Origin of the sequence: Dyadobacter sp. CY326 (assembly GCF_021390515.1) — a bacterium.
GTDB lineage: Bacteria > Bacteroidota > Bacteroidia > Cytophagales > Spirosomataceae > Dyadobacter.
The window spans coordinates 590705-605634 of sequence record NZ_JAJUXI010000003.1; the positions used below are offsets into that span (position 1 = coordinate 590705).

Below are 14930 nucleotides of genomic sequence, written 5' to 3' on the forward strand. Positions count from 1 at the left end.
TGATGATTTTTAATGTTGAATAAAGAAATCAGAAACCCAATCGAAGGTTAACCCCAACTGAGCGGACCGGAGGCAGCTGACCGCCTTCATACCACAATGTCTCTGTTTCCGAAATGTCGATTCCACCGCCTATGGCGCTGTAAATGAGCAGCAGGTTACGCCCAATCACGGAAACGCTGGCTGATTTTACGTATTTGCCCAAAAACCTGTTCGGGATTTTATAGCCAATCGAAAGCTCGCGCAGCTTCACATAAGTCTTGTCGTAGATCCAGTTTTCGTTCAGCGCGTAAAGCCAGTTTTCGTAAAGGTTTTGCGTGTCTACGCGGTAAGTGTTGGGCTGGCCATCTTCTGTCACGGCATCCAGAAGAACGCCGCCTCCTTCATCCACAGGGTTGCGTTTTGGATTGCCCAACTCGTTGTTTCCAGCCGTTTCAGCCGAGAGTCCTGAATAGGCATTGAACATGCGCGTCACCGAGAAGAATTTCCCTCCCACGACAAAATCCGTGCTTGCTTGCAGATTGAAACCTTTGTATTGAAACGAGTTAACAAATCCACCTTTGAATTTTGGAAGCACATTGCCCAGGTTCACATTGTTCTCTTTCACATATAGTCCGGCTGTTCCGGCTTCAATGTTTTCCGGAGTTGGCGCGTAAACGACCTTTCTGCCATTCGCATCTTTTTTAATGCCCACGCCTTCCAGCATTCCCCACTTCTCTCCCACCCGTGCATTCAGCGTCAATGCTCTCCATTGTGGCCCGTCGAGCTGATAGTTGCGGCTTTGTTCTGTCAATTCAATCACTTTGGATTGGTTGCGATCCGCATTAAGGTCCAGATCCCACGAGAAATCATCCGTTTTGATCGGCGTTGCAGATATGTGCAGTTCCAAACCTGTTGTTGTGATCAGACCTGCATTCACAACAGCATTATTGTAACCGCTGGTGGATGCCACGGCAAGCGGAATGATCTGGTTGCTGTTGTTATTCTTATAAGCTGTGAACTCCAATCCGATCCTGTTTCTGAAAAATTTCAGGTCAATTCCGCCTTCATAAGAAGATGACATACCCGGTTTCAAAGCGGAGTTAGGCAATGTTCCAGGCAAAGACATGGATGGATTGCTGCCATAGTTTGCGCCGACGCCGTAAGTAAGCGCAGTTTGGTAAGGTCCCAAATCGGTTCCAACCTGGGCATATCCACCGCGCAGCTTTCCAAAAGAGAAAACATTATTGGTTGGGACGAACTCAGAGAAGATCAAACTTGCTGAAACAGAAGGATATAAATACGAGTTATTGGATGCCGGCAACGTGGACGACCAGTCATTGCGCAGCGATCCTTCCACGAACAGGAAGTCGTTGTAACCCAGGCTGACGTTACCAAAAACGCTCCTTACTTTTCTTTCAAACAAATAATTGGCAGCCAAAGGCCGGTCCTTCGAAGCGCCGATGTTGTAATAACCCGGCGTTGTTAACCCGCCTACTGTTGCCTGCAATGTGCCTTCTGTGCGGTTGTAACGAATGTTTCCACCTGCATTGACCAAAACAGAAATCTTGTTGAAAGTCTTGTCGAAGCTTACCAATCCTTCGAAATTGTTTTCAAGATTGACCCCTGTTAGGTAAGAATAAGCGCCCAATCCGCCCGCATTCAATGTTCCTGCTGCAACCTGGCCGCTTTGCACATAAGTGCCGTAATCGCGGCGAAATTTACCAGTTGCCTTGAGATAATCGGTGATATTATAAGTAAGTCCTACATCACCAAAGATGCGTTGCAGGCGGCTCACGTTGGTATTTTCGTAAACCTGGGTGTAAGGGCTGTCCCAGTATTTGGGTTTTGGGTCCAGCGGCCCGCCGATATTCCAGCTGCGGAATGTGCCATCCGGATTTTTGTAATTTTTCAAATCATCAATGCTCAATTGACGCTGAAACCATTGGTTGAATGATCCGATGGTCTGGTTATAGCCATTCAATGTTGCATTTCCTACGCCAAACAAGTTGGTGCCCGGACTCGTCCCACCCGTTGATCCATAGCGGTCAGCTGGCGTATTCAATGTTTTGGTGCCTGTATAGTTGACATTCAGATCGGCCACGAGACGCTTGGCAAATGTGATGGAGTTTCTGGCGCTAACGTAATCGCGTATTTGCTTGCTGTTTGGAACGATCCCGTTGTTGGTAATGTGGGTGTATGAGATCCGTGAAGCATAGCCGTCGCCAGCCTTGGAAAAAGCAATGTTGGAGTTGTGGCTGATCGGTTTTTCAAAGAAATCGCGGACGTTGTTCGGGTTAGCGCTGAAAGGTGTCTCCTTACCAAAGCCTTCGCCGGGCTGCCACGAAGCAGCTGATCTGTGCAGAGAACCGTCTATCTTAGGTCCCCAGCTTTCATCTGCCGAGTAATCCAGGATCTTTTGTCCATCAAATGCGGACCATGAAGCGGGGTGAATGGCAGGATTGAATGCAAACGTTTCCCATTCCTGCGAATAACCACCGCCATATTCGTTCTGATATTTGGGAAGCAGCGAAACCTGATCGATTGTGGAGCTGTGGTTAACAGTCAGCGAAGTTTCCCCTGATTTCGCACGTTTTGTAGTCACGACGATGACTCCGGCCGAAGCGCGATTTCCATAAAGCGCCGTTGCTGACGGTCCTTTGAGAACGGTCAATGACTCAACGTCGTCCATATTGACCATGCTGATATCCGTCGGCGTGCCATCTACAACATATAAAGGATCACTTCCGGTAAGTGAATTGATGCCGCGGATACGGATGCTCGGCGAGCCAAATTTTGCGGCGGATTGTCCTAAAACCTGCACACCGGCAATTTTACCAGCCAATGCATTTCCAATGTTAGCGTCACGCGCGAGTGTCAGTTTTTCACCATTGATCTCCTGAACGGAATATCCTAATGCCTTTTTTTCCCGGTTGATTCCCAGCGATGTAACGACAAATTCTTGCAGTTCGGTGGCGTCATTGACCAATGTAACATTGATCACTGTTTCTTTTGCAACACTCACTTCTTTGCTCAAAAAACCGATAAAACTGAACACAAGCGTGCTGCCGGGATCGGCCGCGATTTTGTAGTTTCCCTGGCTGTCGGTCGTGGTGCCTCGGTTGGTTCCTTTGAGGGAAATGTTGACACCCGGTAAAAGCGAGCCGTCGTCCAGGGTGGTAACTGTGCCGGTCACCTCACGGCTCTGGGCATAGGCCTGGCCACAAAGCAGCATTAGCCCCCCCAGTAAAAGGAGTAGATTTTTTCTCATAGTAGTTAGGTTGGTAAAATGTATTGCGCAAAAATATATATTGTTTTGACAATTACAACCAGATTAAAAGATTTTACAAAATTTTCGTTTGTCGATAGCGAGTTACATGGAATTTTATTGGTATAACTTATAAATCGTCAAAATAAAATACCATTCGTTTGGGCGAGTCGGACTATTGCAAACAAAAAAGTCCCACCCGCAAGCGGATGGGACAGCATGAACTTCTCTGAATATAAATCGCTAGAAATTATACGTAATGTTCGCTAGCAAGGCGCGTGGTGTTTGTGGCGCGATGGTTGACCAGCCTTTATAATATTCTTTGTTGAAAGCATTGTTCAGCTTCAAGCCGATGCGGTAATTTTCGGCTTGGTAAAAAAGCGATGCATTGGCAACCGTGTAAGCCGGAAGCATGAAGTCGCCCGTTGAAGCGTAGTTGATCGCATATCGCTCGCTCGCGCCATTAAATCCCGCGCCAATGCCGAAGCCCTGCAACTTCCCACCCGTCACTTCATAGTTTGCCCACGCATTATAAGTGTGTTTCGAACCTGCGTCGAGCGGGCGCTTGTCCAAAATTTCGGTGTTGTCTGATCGGGTCGTTTTGCTGTCGTTATTGCTGTAACCGCCTCTGATGTTCAAGCCGGCGACAGGATTTGCATTGATTTCAATCTCATAACCCTTGCTGTAAATCTGACCGCCTTGAATTTTGTTGAAAGGCGATGACGGGTCGGTGATAACCTGGTCTTTAACACGGATATCGTAATAACTGATCGTCGCATTCAGCTTGTTCTTAATGATGTTGGTCTTGATCCCAAACTCAATTTGGTTAGCCTGCTCGGGTCTGAAAGTTTTGATCCTTTGCGGGCCTTCATCCGGATCTCCAACGAGCGACGGCGCAACATTTGTGAAGCCATTTTGATAATTGGCAAAAACAGAAACCTTATCGGAAACCGGCTGGAACAGAATTCCGAACTTGGGCGACAATGTGGTTTGGTTGTAATCGTCTTCCGCAGTTTTTACATCGCCACCATTGTCGAAATGGTCCAGACGAAGGCCCAGCATTACGGACAAGTTGTTTGTCAGATTCAAAACATCCGATGCGTAGGCACTGTAAATGTTGTATTTTGACTTGGAATTGGCCACAGGCTGAGTCGCCAAAACAGCATCCACAGCAGCAGTGGATAGCGGATAATCCCTTTTTTCAATCGGTTTCGTAAGAGGATCATCACCATTGGAACCGCCCTCAGGCGTAACATTGCCGTAGAATGCATAACCCGTTCCGTTGCTCGTAGAAATCGCCGAGAAATAATCTAGCCCGATAACAACGCGATTTCTCATGGAGCCCAATCTGAAATCACCAATGAAGTTTTGCTGAATGTCAGACGTTCCTGTGTATTCATTTTGTTTGTTCAAATATCTGGAATAAGTGTCATTTCCCAGAACGCCAAAATCAAACAAATAGGAATAATATCCTTTCGTGGAAGTTGCACTTTTCGAGACCAAAGTCTGTGACTCCCATTGGTCAGAAAGCTTGTAATCCATTTCTACACGATAGTTCTGCGTCGGGTTCTGCAATGTCAGATCATTGCTCGTGAATGAAAGTTTGTTGTTGTAATTGAGCTCTTTCAGATTTTTCGAATGCGTAGGCGCACTGCGGTTCAGGAAGAGAAACATTGGATTCGTTTGCTCTGCCTGCGTAATTTCGCCATAAAAGGAAAACGACAAATTGTTGTTCACTTTGTAAGAAAGCGACGGCGCTACAAAAAAGGACTTTCTGAAACCGGCATCCTGGAAGCTCCGTTCCGTCGCGTAAGATGTGTTCAGCCGGAAATAAAGATTCTTTTCCTTGTTAAGCGCCGTGTTGAAATCGCCCGTGATCTGGTTCAACCCAAATGAGCCAGTTGTAAATGAAAGTTCACCGCCGGTCCCGACATAAGGCTTTTTTGTGACCACATTGATAAGCCCACCATAAGAGCTCACCGCGTTTCCAAACAACGTTGCCGAGGGCCCTTTTAAAACCTCAATGCGCTCAATGTTAGCCGGATTGATCGTTCCATTCGTAAGACCCGGAAGGCCATTGACCAGTTTCGGCTGAACCGCAAATCCGCGCAGCGAGAAGTAACCCGCTCCGTCGCCGCCCCGGCCCGTGGAAGTCCACAAATTTTCAACACCGGTCGCGTTTTTCAATGCGTCATCGAAATTGGTGACGATCTGGGATTTTAATAAATAGTTGGTAATGGTGCTGTAAACCTGTGTATTTTCAAAATCGCGCAAAGGCAATTTGGAAACATAAGCCGTTTTGCTGCGCGAAAATTTGTTTTCGCGCTCGCCTTCAACAACCACTTCGCGTAAAATTTCGTCGCCTGCGTAAAGTGTTATCGTTTGCAGGTCCACCTCATTTTGTGCAATGGTGAAGCGCACTTCTTTGGTTTTGAAACCTACCGATGAGATTGACAGCACATAATTTCCATCATTGATATTGGCTAATTCAAAATACCCCGTGTCGCTCGTTTGCGTGCCGTTGGTGGTGTTTTTAATAAGCACATTCACGCCGGGCAGCCCGTATTTGGCATTGTCCATGACCGTTCCTTTCACCTTGCCGGTTTGGGCAAAGGCTTGGGCCGAAAGGAGGATACAAATCGAAATTGATAGAAGAATTTTCATTAAGCTTATTTAGACAAAATATAATTAATGCGCAAATGTATTTCGCCGATGGAACACTTCCAAGCTAATTTCAAAATTTACTTGGCGCGATTTCGTGCGCTGAGTGACATTTTAGACGTGTTCAATTGTAAAATCCACCAATTCTCATTTATCTTTGTTGCTAAGATATTTACCAGATAAGATAAAATGAGTGATGAGTTGATCAAACGAATCAGGAAGCTGAGCCAGCAATATGCTTACACTTCGATTCAAATGCATGAAGCGGTTGGCCGCCGGGCCGGACTTACAGGCACCGACCACAAATATTTGGGATTTCTGATCGAGAAAGGTCAAATGACCGCGGGAGAACTCGCGACATTGACGGGCTTGACCACCGGCGCAGTAACCGGGCTGATCGACAGATTTGAAAAGAAAGATCTGGTAAAAAGGCGCTTTGCGGAAAACGACAGACGGAAGGTGATCATTGAACCGGACATTGACAAAATCATGGCACTGCTAACGCCGCTTTATGCAGATTTCAGGGAAAAATCGGAGCAGTTGACTGCCACATTTTCGGAATCAGAATGCGCGGTTATTGAAGCTTACTTCCAAAAAGCCATTGGAATAATGAATGAAACGACAGTGCAGCTCAACAGCAAGAAATCTTAAATGGGAAAACAAATGACAGATCTGGTTTCATACACGGTTGTTTTTCAAGACATTAAGAAAGACAAAATCGCTGCGGTCGGCGGCAAAGGCACTAATCTTGGAGCGTTGTCCTTGATCGAGGGAATTCGGGTGCCTGAGGGGTTTTGCATTACGACGAATGCTTATAATGAGATCATTGCGAATAATAAAACATTTGATCTGCTTCTTGACAATTTAGGCGGGTTAAGGGCTGATAACCGGCAAGAAATCGCATCAATCAGTGCAAAAATCAGGCAAATCATTGAAAATACGGCGATCCCGCTTGCCATTGAAAATGAGGTCAGAAGTCAGCTTGCAAAACTGGGCGAAGACCATGCATATGCGATTCGATCGAGCGCCACAGCGGAGGATTTGCCTGCGGCTTCATTTGCCGGACAGCAGGAATCTTATTTGAATGTCATTGGTTTACAGTCGATTATGCCGCATATAAGCAAATGCTGGGCCTCGCTTTTTACAGATCGGGCTGTGAGTTATCGCATTCAAAATGGCTATGGGCATCGCGATGTCCAGCTTGCGGTCGTTGTTCAAAAGATGGTCTTTCCGGAAGCGGCGGGCATTTTATTTACTGCTGATCCTGTCAGTGGTCATAGGAAAATTTCGTCCATTGATGCCAGTTTCGGATTGGGCGAGGCGTTGGTGTCCGGGATTGTCAATGCGGATCATTACAAAGTGCGTGACGGCAACATCGTTGAAAAGAAAATATCGACTAAAAAACTGGCCATTCAAGCGTTGAAAGAAGGCGGAACTAAGGAATTCGACATTGCACCGGAGCTTCAAAATGCACAGACATTAACGGATGCACAGATTTTAGCGCTGGCGCAAACAGGACGAAAAATCGAGTCGCATTTTGGTCAGCCTCAGGATATTGAATGGTGTTTGGTTAAAGGCGCGTTTCACGTTGTCCAGAGCCGACCCATCACCACCCTGTTTCCCATTCCGAATGAAAACAATGCACAGGACACCGAGATAATCCCGCGCGTTTATGTTTCCGTTGGCCACCAGCAAATGATGACCGACGCCATGAAGCCGCTGGGCTTGTCTTTTTGGCTTTTACTAAACAGCATTTCCATGCGGATCGCGGCAGGAAGGTTGTTTGTGGACGTAACGTCCATGCTGGCCTCGACTGACGGCAGAGACAGCCTTTTCAACACGCTCGGCAAATCTGATCCGCTTGTAAGAGACGCACTTACGACCATTTTATCGCGGGAAAATTTTATAAAATTATCAGAGACCGACGCCCCGGTTAATGTCCAAAACATGGCCTCCCCGGCTTCCAAAACCGCTGTTGTAACAGATTTTACAGTCGTCGCTGACCTGATCAAACTCAGCGAAACGACGCTCCAAGTCGTAAAACAGCAGATTGAAATAAAATCCGGCCCCGCATTGATCGACTTCATCGTGGCAGATCTGCCTGAATTCAAAAAGATTTTGTTTGATCCGCGAATGTTCCGTGCGTTAACCGCTGCATTTGATGCTGCGGCTTGGATCAATGAAAAAATGAATGAATGGTTAGGGGAAAAGAATGCGGCAGACACGCTTTCGCAATCCGTGCCCAATAATGTCACGTCCGAAATGGGTCTGGCACTTTTGGACGTTGCAGACGTGATCCGCCCCTATCCGGATGTGGTTGCACATTTGCAGCAGGTTAAGGAAGATGCGTTTTTAGAAAATTTGACAAATGTCAACGGTGGAAAGGAAGCATACAATGCGATCCAGTCTTTTCTTGACAAATATGGCATGCGGTGCACCGGGGAAATTGATATTACCAGAACGCGCTGGATCGAAAAACCCGCCACACTCATTCCGATTATCCTCAATCACATTAAAAACTTTGAGCCGAATGCAAGCCTGCAGAAATTTGAGCAAGGCAAAACGGAGGCATTTCAAAAAGAGCAAGATTTGCTTAGCCGGTTGAAGCAATTGCCTGACGGTGAGTTAAAAATAGCAGAGACAAAACAAATGATAAACGTCATTCGCAATCTCGCTGGCTATCGCGAATATCCGAAATATGGCATGGTGAACCGGCTTTACGTTTACAAAAAGGCGTTACTCGAAGAAGCTGAGCGACTTGTAAATGCCAATGTGATTGAGGAAAAAGAAGACATTTATTCTCTGTCGCTGACAGAGCTTGGCGAAGTCGTCCGCAGTAATAAAGCAGATTACACATTGATTAACGAACGCAAAGCAGCATTCAAGCATTACGAAAAGCTGACGCCGCCGCGTGTCATCACTTCTGAGGGTGAGATCATTACAGGTTCATATCAGCACAAAGATTTGCCGCCGACAGCCATTGCAGGTCTGGCCGTTTCCTCCGGAATCGTTTCGGGACGGGCGCGGGTGATCCTGAATATGGAAGATGCCGAGCTCGAAGAAGGTGATATTCTCGTGACCGCATTCACCGATCCAAGCTGGACACCCTTGTTTGTTTCCATCAAAGGCCTGGTCACAGAAGTCGGCGGCCTCATGACACACGGAGCCGTAATTGCCCGGGAATACGGCCTCGCAGCCGTCGTAGGCGTAGAAAACGCAACCAAACGCATCCAAGACGGTCAGTGGATAACAGTTAATGGGACGGAAGGTTATGTGGAATTGCTGGAACAGGATCAATCCGGAGCATCGGTGTTTCTTGACCATCTTGAATCAAAATGAGCTTTTCGACCTTGCCATTATTGTCCTTACTGAACCTGATTTTGGCATCTGCGTCTGCAAAGAAAAATGTGTCAGCCGAGGCCGCATAAATGGGCGACTCAATCCCATCTTGCGCTTTTGCATAAAGTCGGTTGCCTTTTATTCTGATCCTGAATTTAAACCCGGGCGCAACAGTCGGTGCGTAATTTCCAGCGAAGGTCGCGAGCTGTGCCGCCTTGGTTGGAACCGATTTAGGATTTATAACCCGGTCGGGAATGGCAACGGGGGCATTGTTTAGGATGTCATCAATGGCGGTCATAATAGCGTAAACATCCACCATTGCTTTGTGATTGCTTAGCAAAATAACCGTTTCCTTTTTGCCCGTATTTCTCACGATCAGATTAGCGTAGCCACCATAACCACCCGAGTGAAACATTTCCAGTGATCCGGAATCGGGATCAGGGATAATTTCCCAGCCAAAACCAGAGATCATGCCAGATGGCGTTTTTACTAAATCTCTTCCATTTTTTAATAAACTTGGTTGAAAAGCTTCCCTAAGTTCGGCCCGGCTCAGCAGCTTTTCCGTATAAAGCGCCTGATCCCATCGAAACAAATCTCCCACATTGCTGCTAATGCCATATGGCCCTACAATGCCATCCATATGCAATGCATAACTGGCCACGCTATCCATATGCACATAACATTGCGCGGCTGGATCCCAAAAATAGCTGTTCGCATAATTTGCGAGTTTTGTGGACGCAGACCTTCTGGAATAGGCCTTTGTATCCAGCATTCCTGCCGGTTGGAAAACATTTCTGTCGAGATATTCTGCAATTGGAATGCCTGACAATTTTTCTACAATACACGCAAGCAGCAGATAATTTGTATTGGAATAGGCATAGCGAGTGCCCGCTGGAAAGGCAACAGATGGATATTTCGCAGGAAGCTCTTTCAAAATGTCTTCATTTGTATTGACCCTCGAAACATCCAGATCCGCCTCATCCCAACCGAGGAAATCAGGAATGCCCGCGGTGTGAACCAACAAGTCGCGAATGGTGACGCCTTTATATGGCAATCCGGGCAAAAACTTTTGGATAGAATCAGAATAAGCGAGTAATCCCTTTGCCTTCAACTGCATTACGGCCATTGCCGTGAATTGCTTGGAGACAGAAGCCAGTTCGAAAAGCGTTTTCGTATTAATGGGCCGAGCACTTGCCTCGTCAGCCAAGCCATAAGCCTTTTCAAACATAACTTCCCCTTTCCTGGCAATCAACACGCAACCGTCGAAATTCCGGCGTGCATGCAAGGTGTCAAATAATGCGGAAAGATTGACTTTTGTATCTTGTCCGAATACAACCTGGATCGTAAAGAATTGCAATAAAATGCTGGCTTGTAACAAGTTGCTCAATCTCATATCAGATCGGTGTGAACGGGTTTCCTCAATAAGCCAAAAATATGGATTTTTATAAACCGGCAGTAACTTTCGTCCTAATCCCAGTCTTACTTAAATACTTCGGCCAAGACGACCAGCATTCCATAACAATATCATAACACTCCCCTGACTCGGGAGTAACATTGTTCTTGGACTTTTGCGGATTGATAAAAATAGTATGATGACGAAAACATTACGAAGCTCCACGATTTGTTTAACCAAGAAATTTTTGTTGATGCGTCCGCATTTTGCCCTTTTCCTGTTTGCCTTAATTGGCCTTTTGAGCTGTAATAATCAGTCTTCAAATCAATCTGTCGTTGGCGTGACGGATTCTACATCTACGGATTCGGCGGTTGTTCGGCCGGTTATCGTTACAGATTCGGTTGTGCATGATACGGATGATCCTGCGATTTGGATTAATCCGCAAGACCCGTCAAAAAGCCTCATTATAGGCACCGATAAAGATGCTGACGGTGGCTTGTATGTGTTTGACCTGGCAGGAAAAATTCAGCGAGACAAGTTTATCAAGTTGAAACGGCCCAACAATGTGGACATTGCTTACGGTTTAATGCTGTCGGGCAAGGCCACGGACATTGCTGTGGTGACCGAAAGAGAGGCAAACAAAATCCGGATTTTTAGCTTGCCTGATATGAAAGTGGTGGACGCGGGCGGCATGGAAGTTTTCAAAGGTGATTCGGCGCAGGCACCCATGGGCATTGCGCTTTACACGCGTCCGTCCGACAAAGCGATTTTCGCAATCGTGGGCCGAAAAACTGGTCCGGCAGCAGGTTATTTATGGCAATACAGACTCGCAGACGATGGAAAAGGCAATGTTAAGGCGGAACTCGTTCGCAAATTCGGTGAATACAGCGGCAAAAAAGAGATCGAGTCCATTGCGGTCGACAATGAAATGGGCTACGTTTATTATTCCGATGAACAGGTGGGCATCCGCAAATATTATGCAGATCCGGACAGCAGCGACACGGAACTGACATTGATTCCAAACAAGGGCTTTACGGAAGATAACGAAGGAATTTCTATTTATAAAACCGGCCCTAACACGGGCTATATCCTCGTTTCAGACCAAGGCGCTGACAAATTTCACATTTTTAAAAGAGAAGGCTCGCAAGCCGATCCACACGCGCATGAGCTGGTCAAAATCGTCAAGGTCGCGGCTGATCAGAGCGACGGCTCGGATGTGACTAATGTTGCCTTATCCGCTCAATTCCCCAAAGGACTTTTTGTGGTGATGTCCGAGGGCAAGGTTTTTCATTATTACAAATGGGAAGATATCATCGGGAAAAGCAATTGAACCTTAAAAAAAGCTGCCCATTCAGCGATTTCAATGGAAATTCAACGTCTCGTGAAACACTTGTGACCGGAGCAACGACATTCAGTCCAACCTGAAAACGACCGGGCGTAAAAACGATCCCTGCCTTCAATGCAAAAAGGCGGGGATTTATATTTTCTGCTAATCCGGATTTTTTGGTCAAAGTGGAAAGTGCTCCGGGAAGAATTCTCCCTTCATAGTTTTGTATCTCGTTCCTGACCAATGCATTAGAAAAAATACTGTATGATGCGCCCGCGCCCAAGGCGAAAATCTTGCTTGCCTGGAAGTGATAATAAAGACTGAAATTCATGCCTGAGGCTTTCATCAGGCGCTTGTTGTTATGGGTTTTTAAAGAGTCATTGGCCGTGATCGAGTCCAAAGCATGAACCACGATTTTTCCATTGCCAAAGTAGGATTGATAAGGAGAAAAAGTAAATGAAACCACGTGCTGCTGCCAGCTTTTGGAAACAAAAATGCCTGGGATAAGCAGCAATGCAGGTTTGTTGACGCTATCCCGGCCTGCAAACAAATAATTCGTCTTCGCCAGCGGACTCGTCATTCCCCATTCCGGGCCAAATTGAATGCGCCCGCTTTTCATTTTAACAGCGGCCAATTTAGCATGAAGTTCAGGCGCTTGTATTTTGATTGTGAATGTTAAGCGTTCGTAAGCGTTTACAATTTGAGACTTTGGCCGGAGCAAGCGCAATGCTACATTGCGGCTTTCAGGTGTCGGTTTTTTTTCAAAAGTCGCCCTTGCGGCGTCAGGGATTGACGATTTCAGATTGGCTGCATGATCTGCATAATCAATCAATGCAGTGCCATTTGATTCCTTAACATTCCGCCCACGCTCGTTTCCTGACTTATCCGCATTGAAGCCGGTGAAGCGCCCTTCCTCGTTTGAAACTAAGTTCGGATTTCGCTGATTATCAAGAGTCCGCGCGCTTTCACCAGATGATTTTCGGGGCGAGACAATCGATTTCCTTGGCTGATTAACTGATTCAGGTTTTGCAAATTCTTTCCTTAATGGTGACTTCACTGTTACACTTCCATTCCGCGCAATCTCCGGTTGAGAATCCAGGTTGGATTCGGGCTTAGCAGCCGCTTCGAGCTGGATCGTCGCGTCTTTTTCCGTTTCGGTTGGCTTTGCAAAATCTTTTGGTTGATCAATTGCAACTTCATTTTCAGTAATAACGGCACTCGTATCGTTTCTTGAATTTGCTGCTTTTTCGTTCGGCAAAACCTGCGTCGTTTTGATCAAAATAATTGCAGAAACGATTGTTACTGCGCTTGCAGAAAGTAAGGCCCATTTGATTTTCAACAATTTCGCAACCACGCCAGCATCATGGACCGGTGTTGGAACGGCACTCAAAATCCCATCCATTTGAGCCCATGCGTCGTCAGCCGGGATCTCGGGTTCCGGCAGCCGGTCGTGGCGATATTTGTCGATATTTTCGTTCTTCTTTTTCACAGCATTAACGAAGTGACTTTTTAAAAATAGATCTTAATCTGGTCCGGCTTTCACTCAAATGCCACTTGACCGTGCCGTCGCTGATTTCGAGCGCCTCAGCAATTTCTTTGACCGAAAACCCATCCAAATAAAACAATCCGCATATCCTTCTCGTCGCAACGGGCAACTGCGCCAGATAAATTTGTATATCGCTCGCATTCAATGCATCCAGCGGGTTTTCCGCAGACTCAAAGCCCATTTGTTCATCAATTTCAACATAATCAAAGGCTTGCATTTTGCGGTCGCGCAGCAATGTGAGTGCCGCATTTCTAACGGTTGTGTACATCCAATTGAAAAACTCACCCTTCTCCGGATCATACTGGTCGATATGCTGAAACACCTTTAACATTCCGTTGTTGAGCGCGGTGAGCACATCGTGTTTTTCCTCAAAAAAATTCCTGCATAAGGCGAACAGCGCAGGGTAAAATCGCCTGTAGAGCTTTTCCTGACTCTGGCGGTCCCTGCGCCGACACCCGGCCAATATGGTTTCAAGGTTATCCAAATGAATATTGATCACAAACCGGCGATTCTAAATGGCTCATTGCATGAAGCTGGCGTTTCTAAATGGATTTCGTTGTGAATGTTATGCCATTATCATAAGGCCACTCGAAGGTGTAACCCCGCCCGTTTCGTTTAAATGTGCCTTTGAAAATTTTGCCTTTAAAGGTGATGCTGATGTCGCCAGTCGCACCATCATTCACGTTATAATCTACTACAAATGTCGCTTTTGACTGTTTTTCACCGGGTGTGCAGTCCCAGAGAACATCGACGCCAGCAACTTCACACATGTACAAACTGCCCGTGTGTGTTCTAACGAGATGCAGTACATTTTCTTGGCAGTTATATGCATTTTTCGTCGTAATCTGCAAATCCAGATAATTCGCTGAGTCGGGGAATGTGCGGGGCGTAACGATGAGCTCGTCGTTGTCCTGAATTTTTTGGGAATAATCGGGCCGGGTGTAGATTTCGTTCGTGACTTCCACATCAATGAAAGCCGTGTCCGTCCCGATGCTGTCGATAGCGAAAACGCGATATTTGCCCGCCTCTTGGAAATAAATAATGCTTTTTACTCCCTGATTTTCGACAACTTGTTGAGGAACGACGCGCCACTTTACATAAGGACTTTTTCCATCAACGAGCGTGAATTGCGTGGGCTCTTTCTGTTTAATGCCCGTCGTTTTGGCGGTTTCGATGCGCGAATTCCCGTTATCGGCGCTATCAGCACTGGCGCGGACTTTGGAGGGTGTGGGTGCTTCGCTTTCAATTTCACTTCGCTCGCAAGCAACAAGCTGCACGAAAAACAATGCAATGAGCAACGCAACGATTTCTCTTTTCATGGCTAAAAGATTTGAGTTTAATAATGAATGGCAGGTGAATCCTGTCAATAAAATAAACTGCAATCTCCACGGAGAAGGTTGGGTGACGATGCAAATAAATT

General features: G+C 46.4%; 9 protein-coding genes. 3 read left to right on the plus strand and 6 right to left on the minus strand.

Features of this window, described 5'->3' with window-relative positions; translation table 11 throughout:
• Positions 1–28: 28 nt before the first annotated feature.
• Both LZG73_RS06890 and LZG73_RS06895 read right to left on the minus strand, forming a co-directional pair.
• The gene (locus LZG73_RS06890) at positions 29–3247 is read right to left on the minus strand and encodes a SusC/RagA family TonB-linked outer membrane protein (RefSeq protein WP_233847109.1); all 3219 of its coding nucleotides are present in this window, start codon (positions 3245–3247) and stop codon (positions 29–31) included.
• 240 nt (positions 3248–3487) lie between these two features.
• Entirely contained in the window at positions 3488–5908 is a 2421-nt protein-coding gene (locus LZG73_RS06895; RefSeq protein ID WP_233847110.1) for a TonB-dependent receptor, read from the minus strand.
• Positions 5909–6094: 186 nt separating this feature from the next.
• On the opposite strand from LZG73_RS06895, the gene LZG73_RS06900 reads away from it, so the two are divergent.
• Positions 6095–6556, plus strand: a complete 462-nt coding sequence (locus LZG73_RS06900) for a MarR family winged helix-turn-helix transcriptional regulator (protein WP_233847111.1) — start codon at positions 6095–6097, stop codon at positions 6554–6556.
• Positions 6557–9244, plus strand: coding sequence for a phosphoenolpyruvate synthase (gene ppsA / locus LZG73_RS06905; RefSeq protein WP_233847112.1), 2688 nt, complete (start codon positions 6557–6559; stop codon positions 9242–9244). It begins immediately after the preceding gene.
• On the opposite strand, the gene LZG73_RS06910 is transcribed toward ppsA, so the two are convergent.
• Positions 9159–10637, minus strand: a complete 1479-nt coding sequence (locus LZG73_RS06910) for a beta-lactamase family protein (RefSeq protein WP_233847113.1) — start codon at positions 10635–10637, stop codon at positions 9159–9161. The genes ppsA and LZG73_RS06910 overlap by 86 nt on opposite strands.
• 196 nt (positions 10638–10833) lie before the next feature.
• Here LZG73_RS06910 and LZG73_RS06915 point away from each other — a divergent pair, with 196 nt between their 5' ends.
• Entirely contained in the window at positions 10834–11967 is a 1134-nt protein-coding gene (locus LZG73_RS06915; RefSeq protein WP_233847114.1) for a phytase, read from the plus strand.
• Here the strand turns inward: LZG73_RS06915 and LZG73_RS06920 are convergent.
• Genes LZG73_RS06920 through LZG73_RS06930 form a run of 3 tightly spaced genes read right to left on the minus strand, consistent with a single transcriptional unit; the run spans position 11948 to position 14829 of the window.
• Entirely contained in the window at positions 11948–13453 is a 1506-nt protein-coding gene (locus LZG73_RS06920) for a hypothetical protein (protein ID WP_233847115.1), read from the minus strand. The genes LZG73_RS06915 and LZG73_RS06920 overlap by 20 nt on opposite strands.
• Before the next feature lie 4 nt (positions 13454–13457).
• Complete coding sequence (locus LZG73_RS06925) at positions 13458–14009, minus strand: RNA polymerase sigma factor (protein ID WP_233847116.1); 552 nt, start codon at positions 14007–14009, stop codon at positions 13458–13460.
• A 43-nt stretch (positions 14010–14052) separates the two neighbouring features.
• Positions 14053–14829, minus strand: coding sequence for a hypothetical protein (locus tag LZG73_RS06930; protein WP_233847117.1), 777 nt, complete (start codon positions 14827–14829; stop codon positions 14053–14055).
• Positions 14830–14930: the final 101 nt, after the last annotated feature.

Excerpts from the sequence above, each read along its gene's own strand:
- ppsA (WP_233847112.1), top strand. The coding sequence starts at position 6,557 with ATGGGAAAACAAATGACAGATCTGGTTTCATACACGGTTGTTTTTCAA.
- LZG73_RS06895 (WP_233847110.1), bottom strand. The coding sequence starts at position 5,908 with ATGAAAATTCTTCTATCAATTTCGATTTGTATCCTCCTTTCGGCCCAA.
- LZG73_RS06890 (WP_233847109.1), bottom strand. The coding sequence starts at position 3,247 with ATGAGAAAAAATCTACTCCTTTTACTGGGGGGGCTAATGCTGCTTTGT.
- LZG73_RS06910 (WP_233847113.1), bottom strand. The coding sequence starts at position 10,637 with ATGAGATTGAGCAACTTGTTACAAGCCAGCATTTTATTGCAATTCTTT.
- LZG73_RS06930 (WP_233847117.1), bottom strand. The coding sequence starts at position 14,829 with ATGAAAAGAGAAATCGTTGCGTTGCTCATTGCATTGTTTTTCGTGCAG.
- LZG73_RS06915 (WP_233847114.1), top strand. The coding sequence starts at position 10,834 with ATGATGACGAAAACATTACGAAGCTCCACGATTTGTTTAACCAAGAAA.
- LZG73_RS06900 (WP_233847111.1), top strand. The coding sequence starts at position 6,095 with ATGAGTGATGAGTTGATCAAACGAATCAGGAAGCTGAGCCAGCAATAT.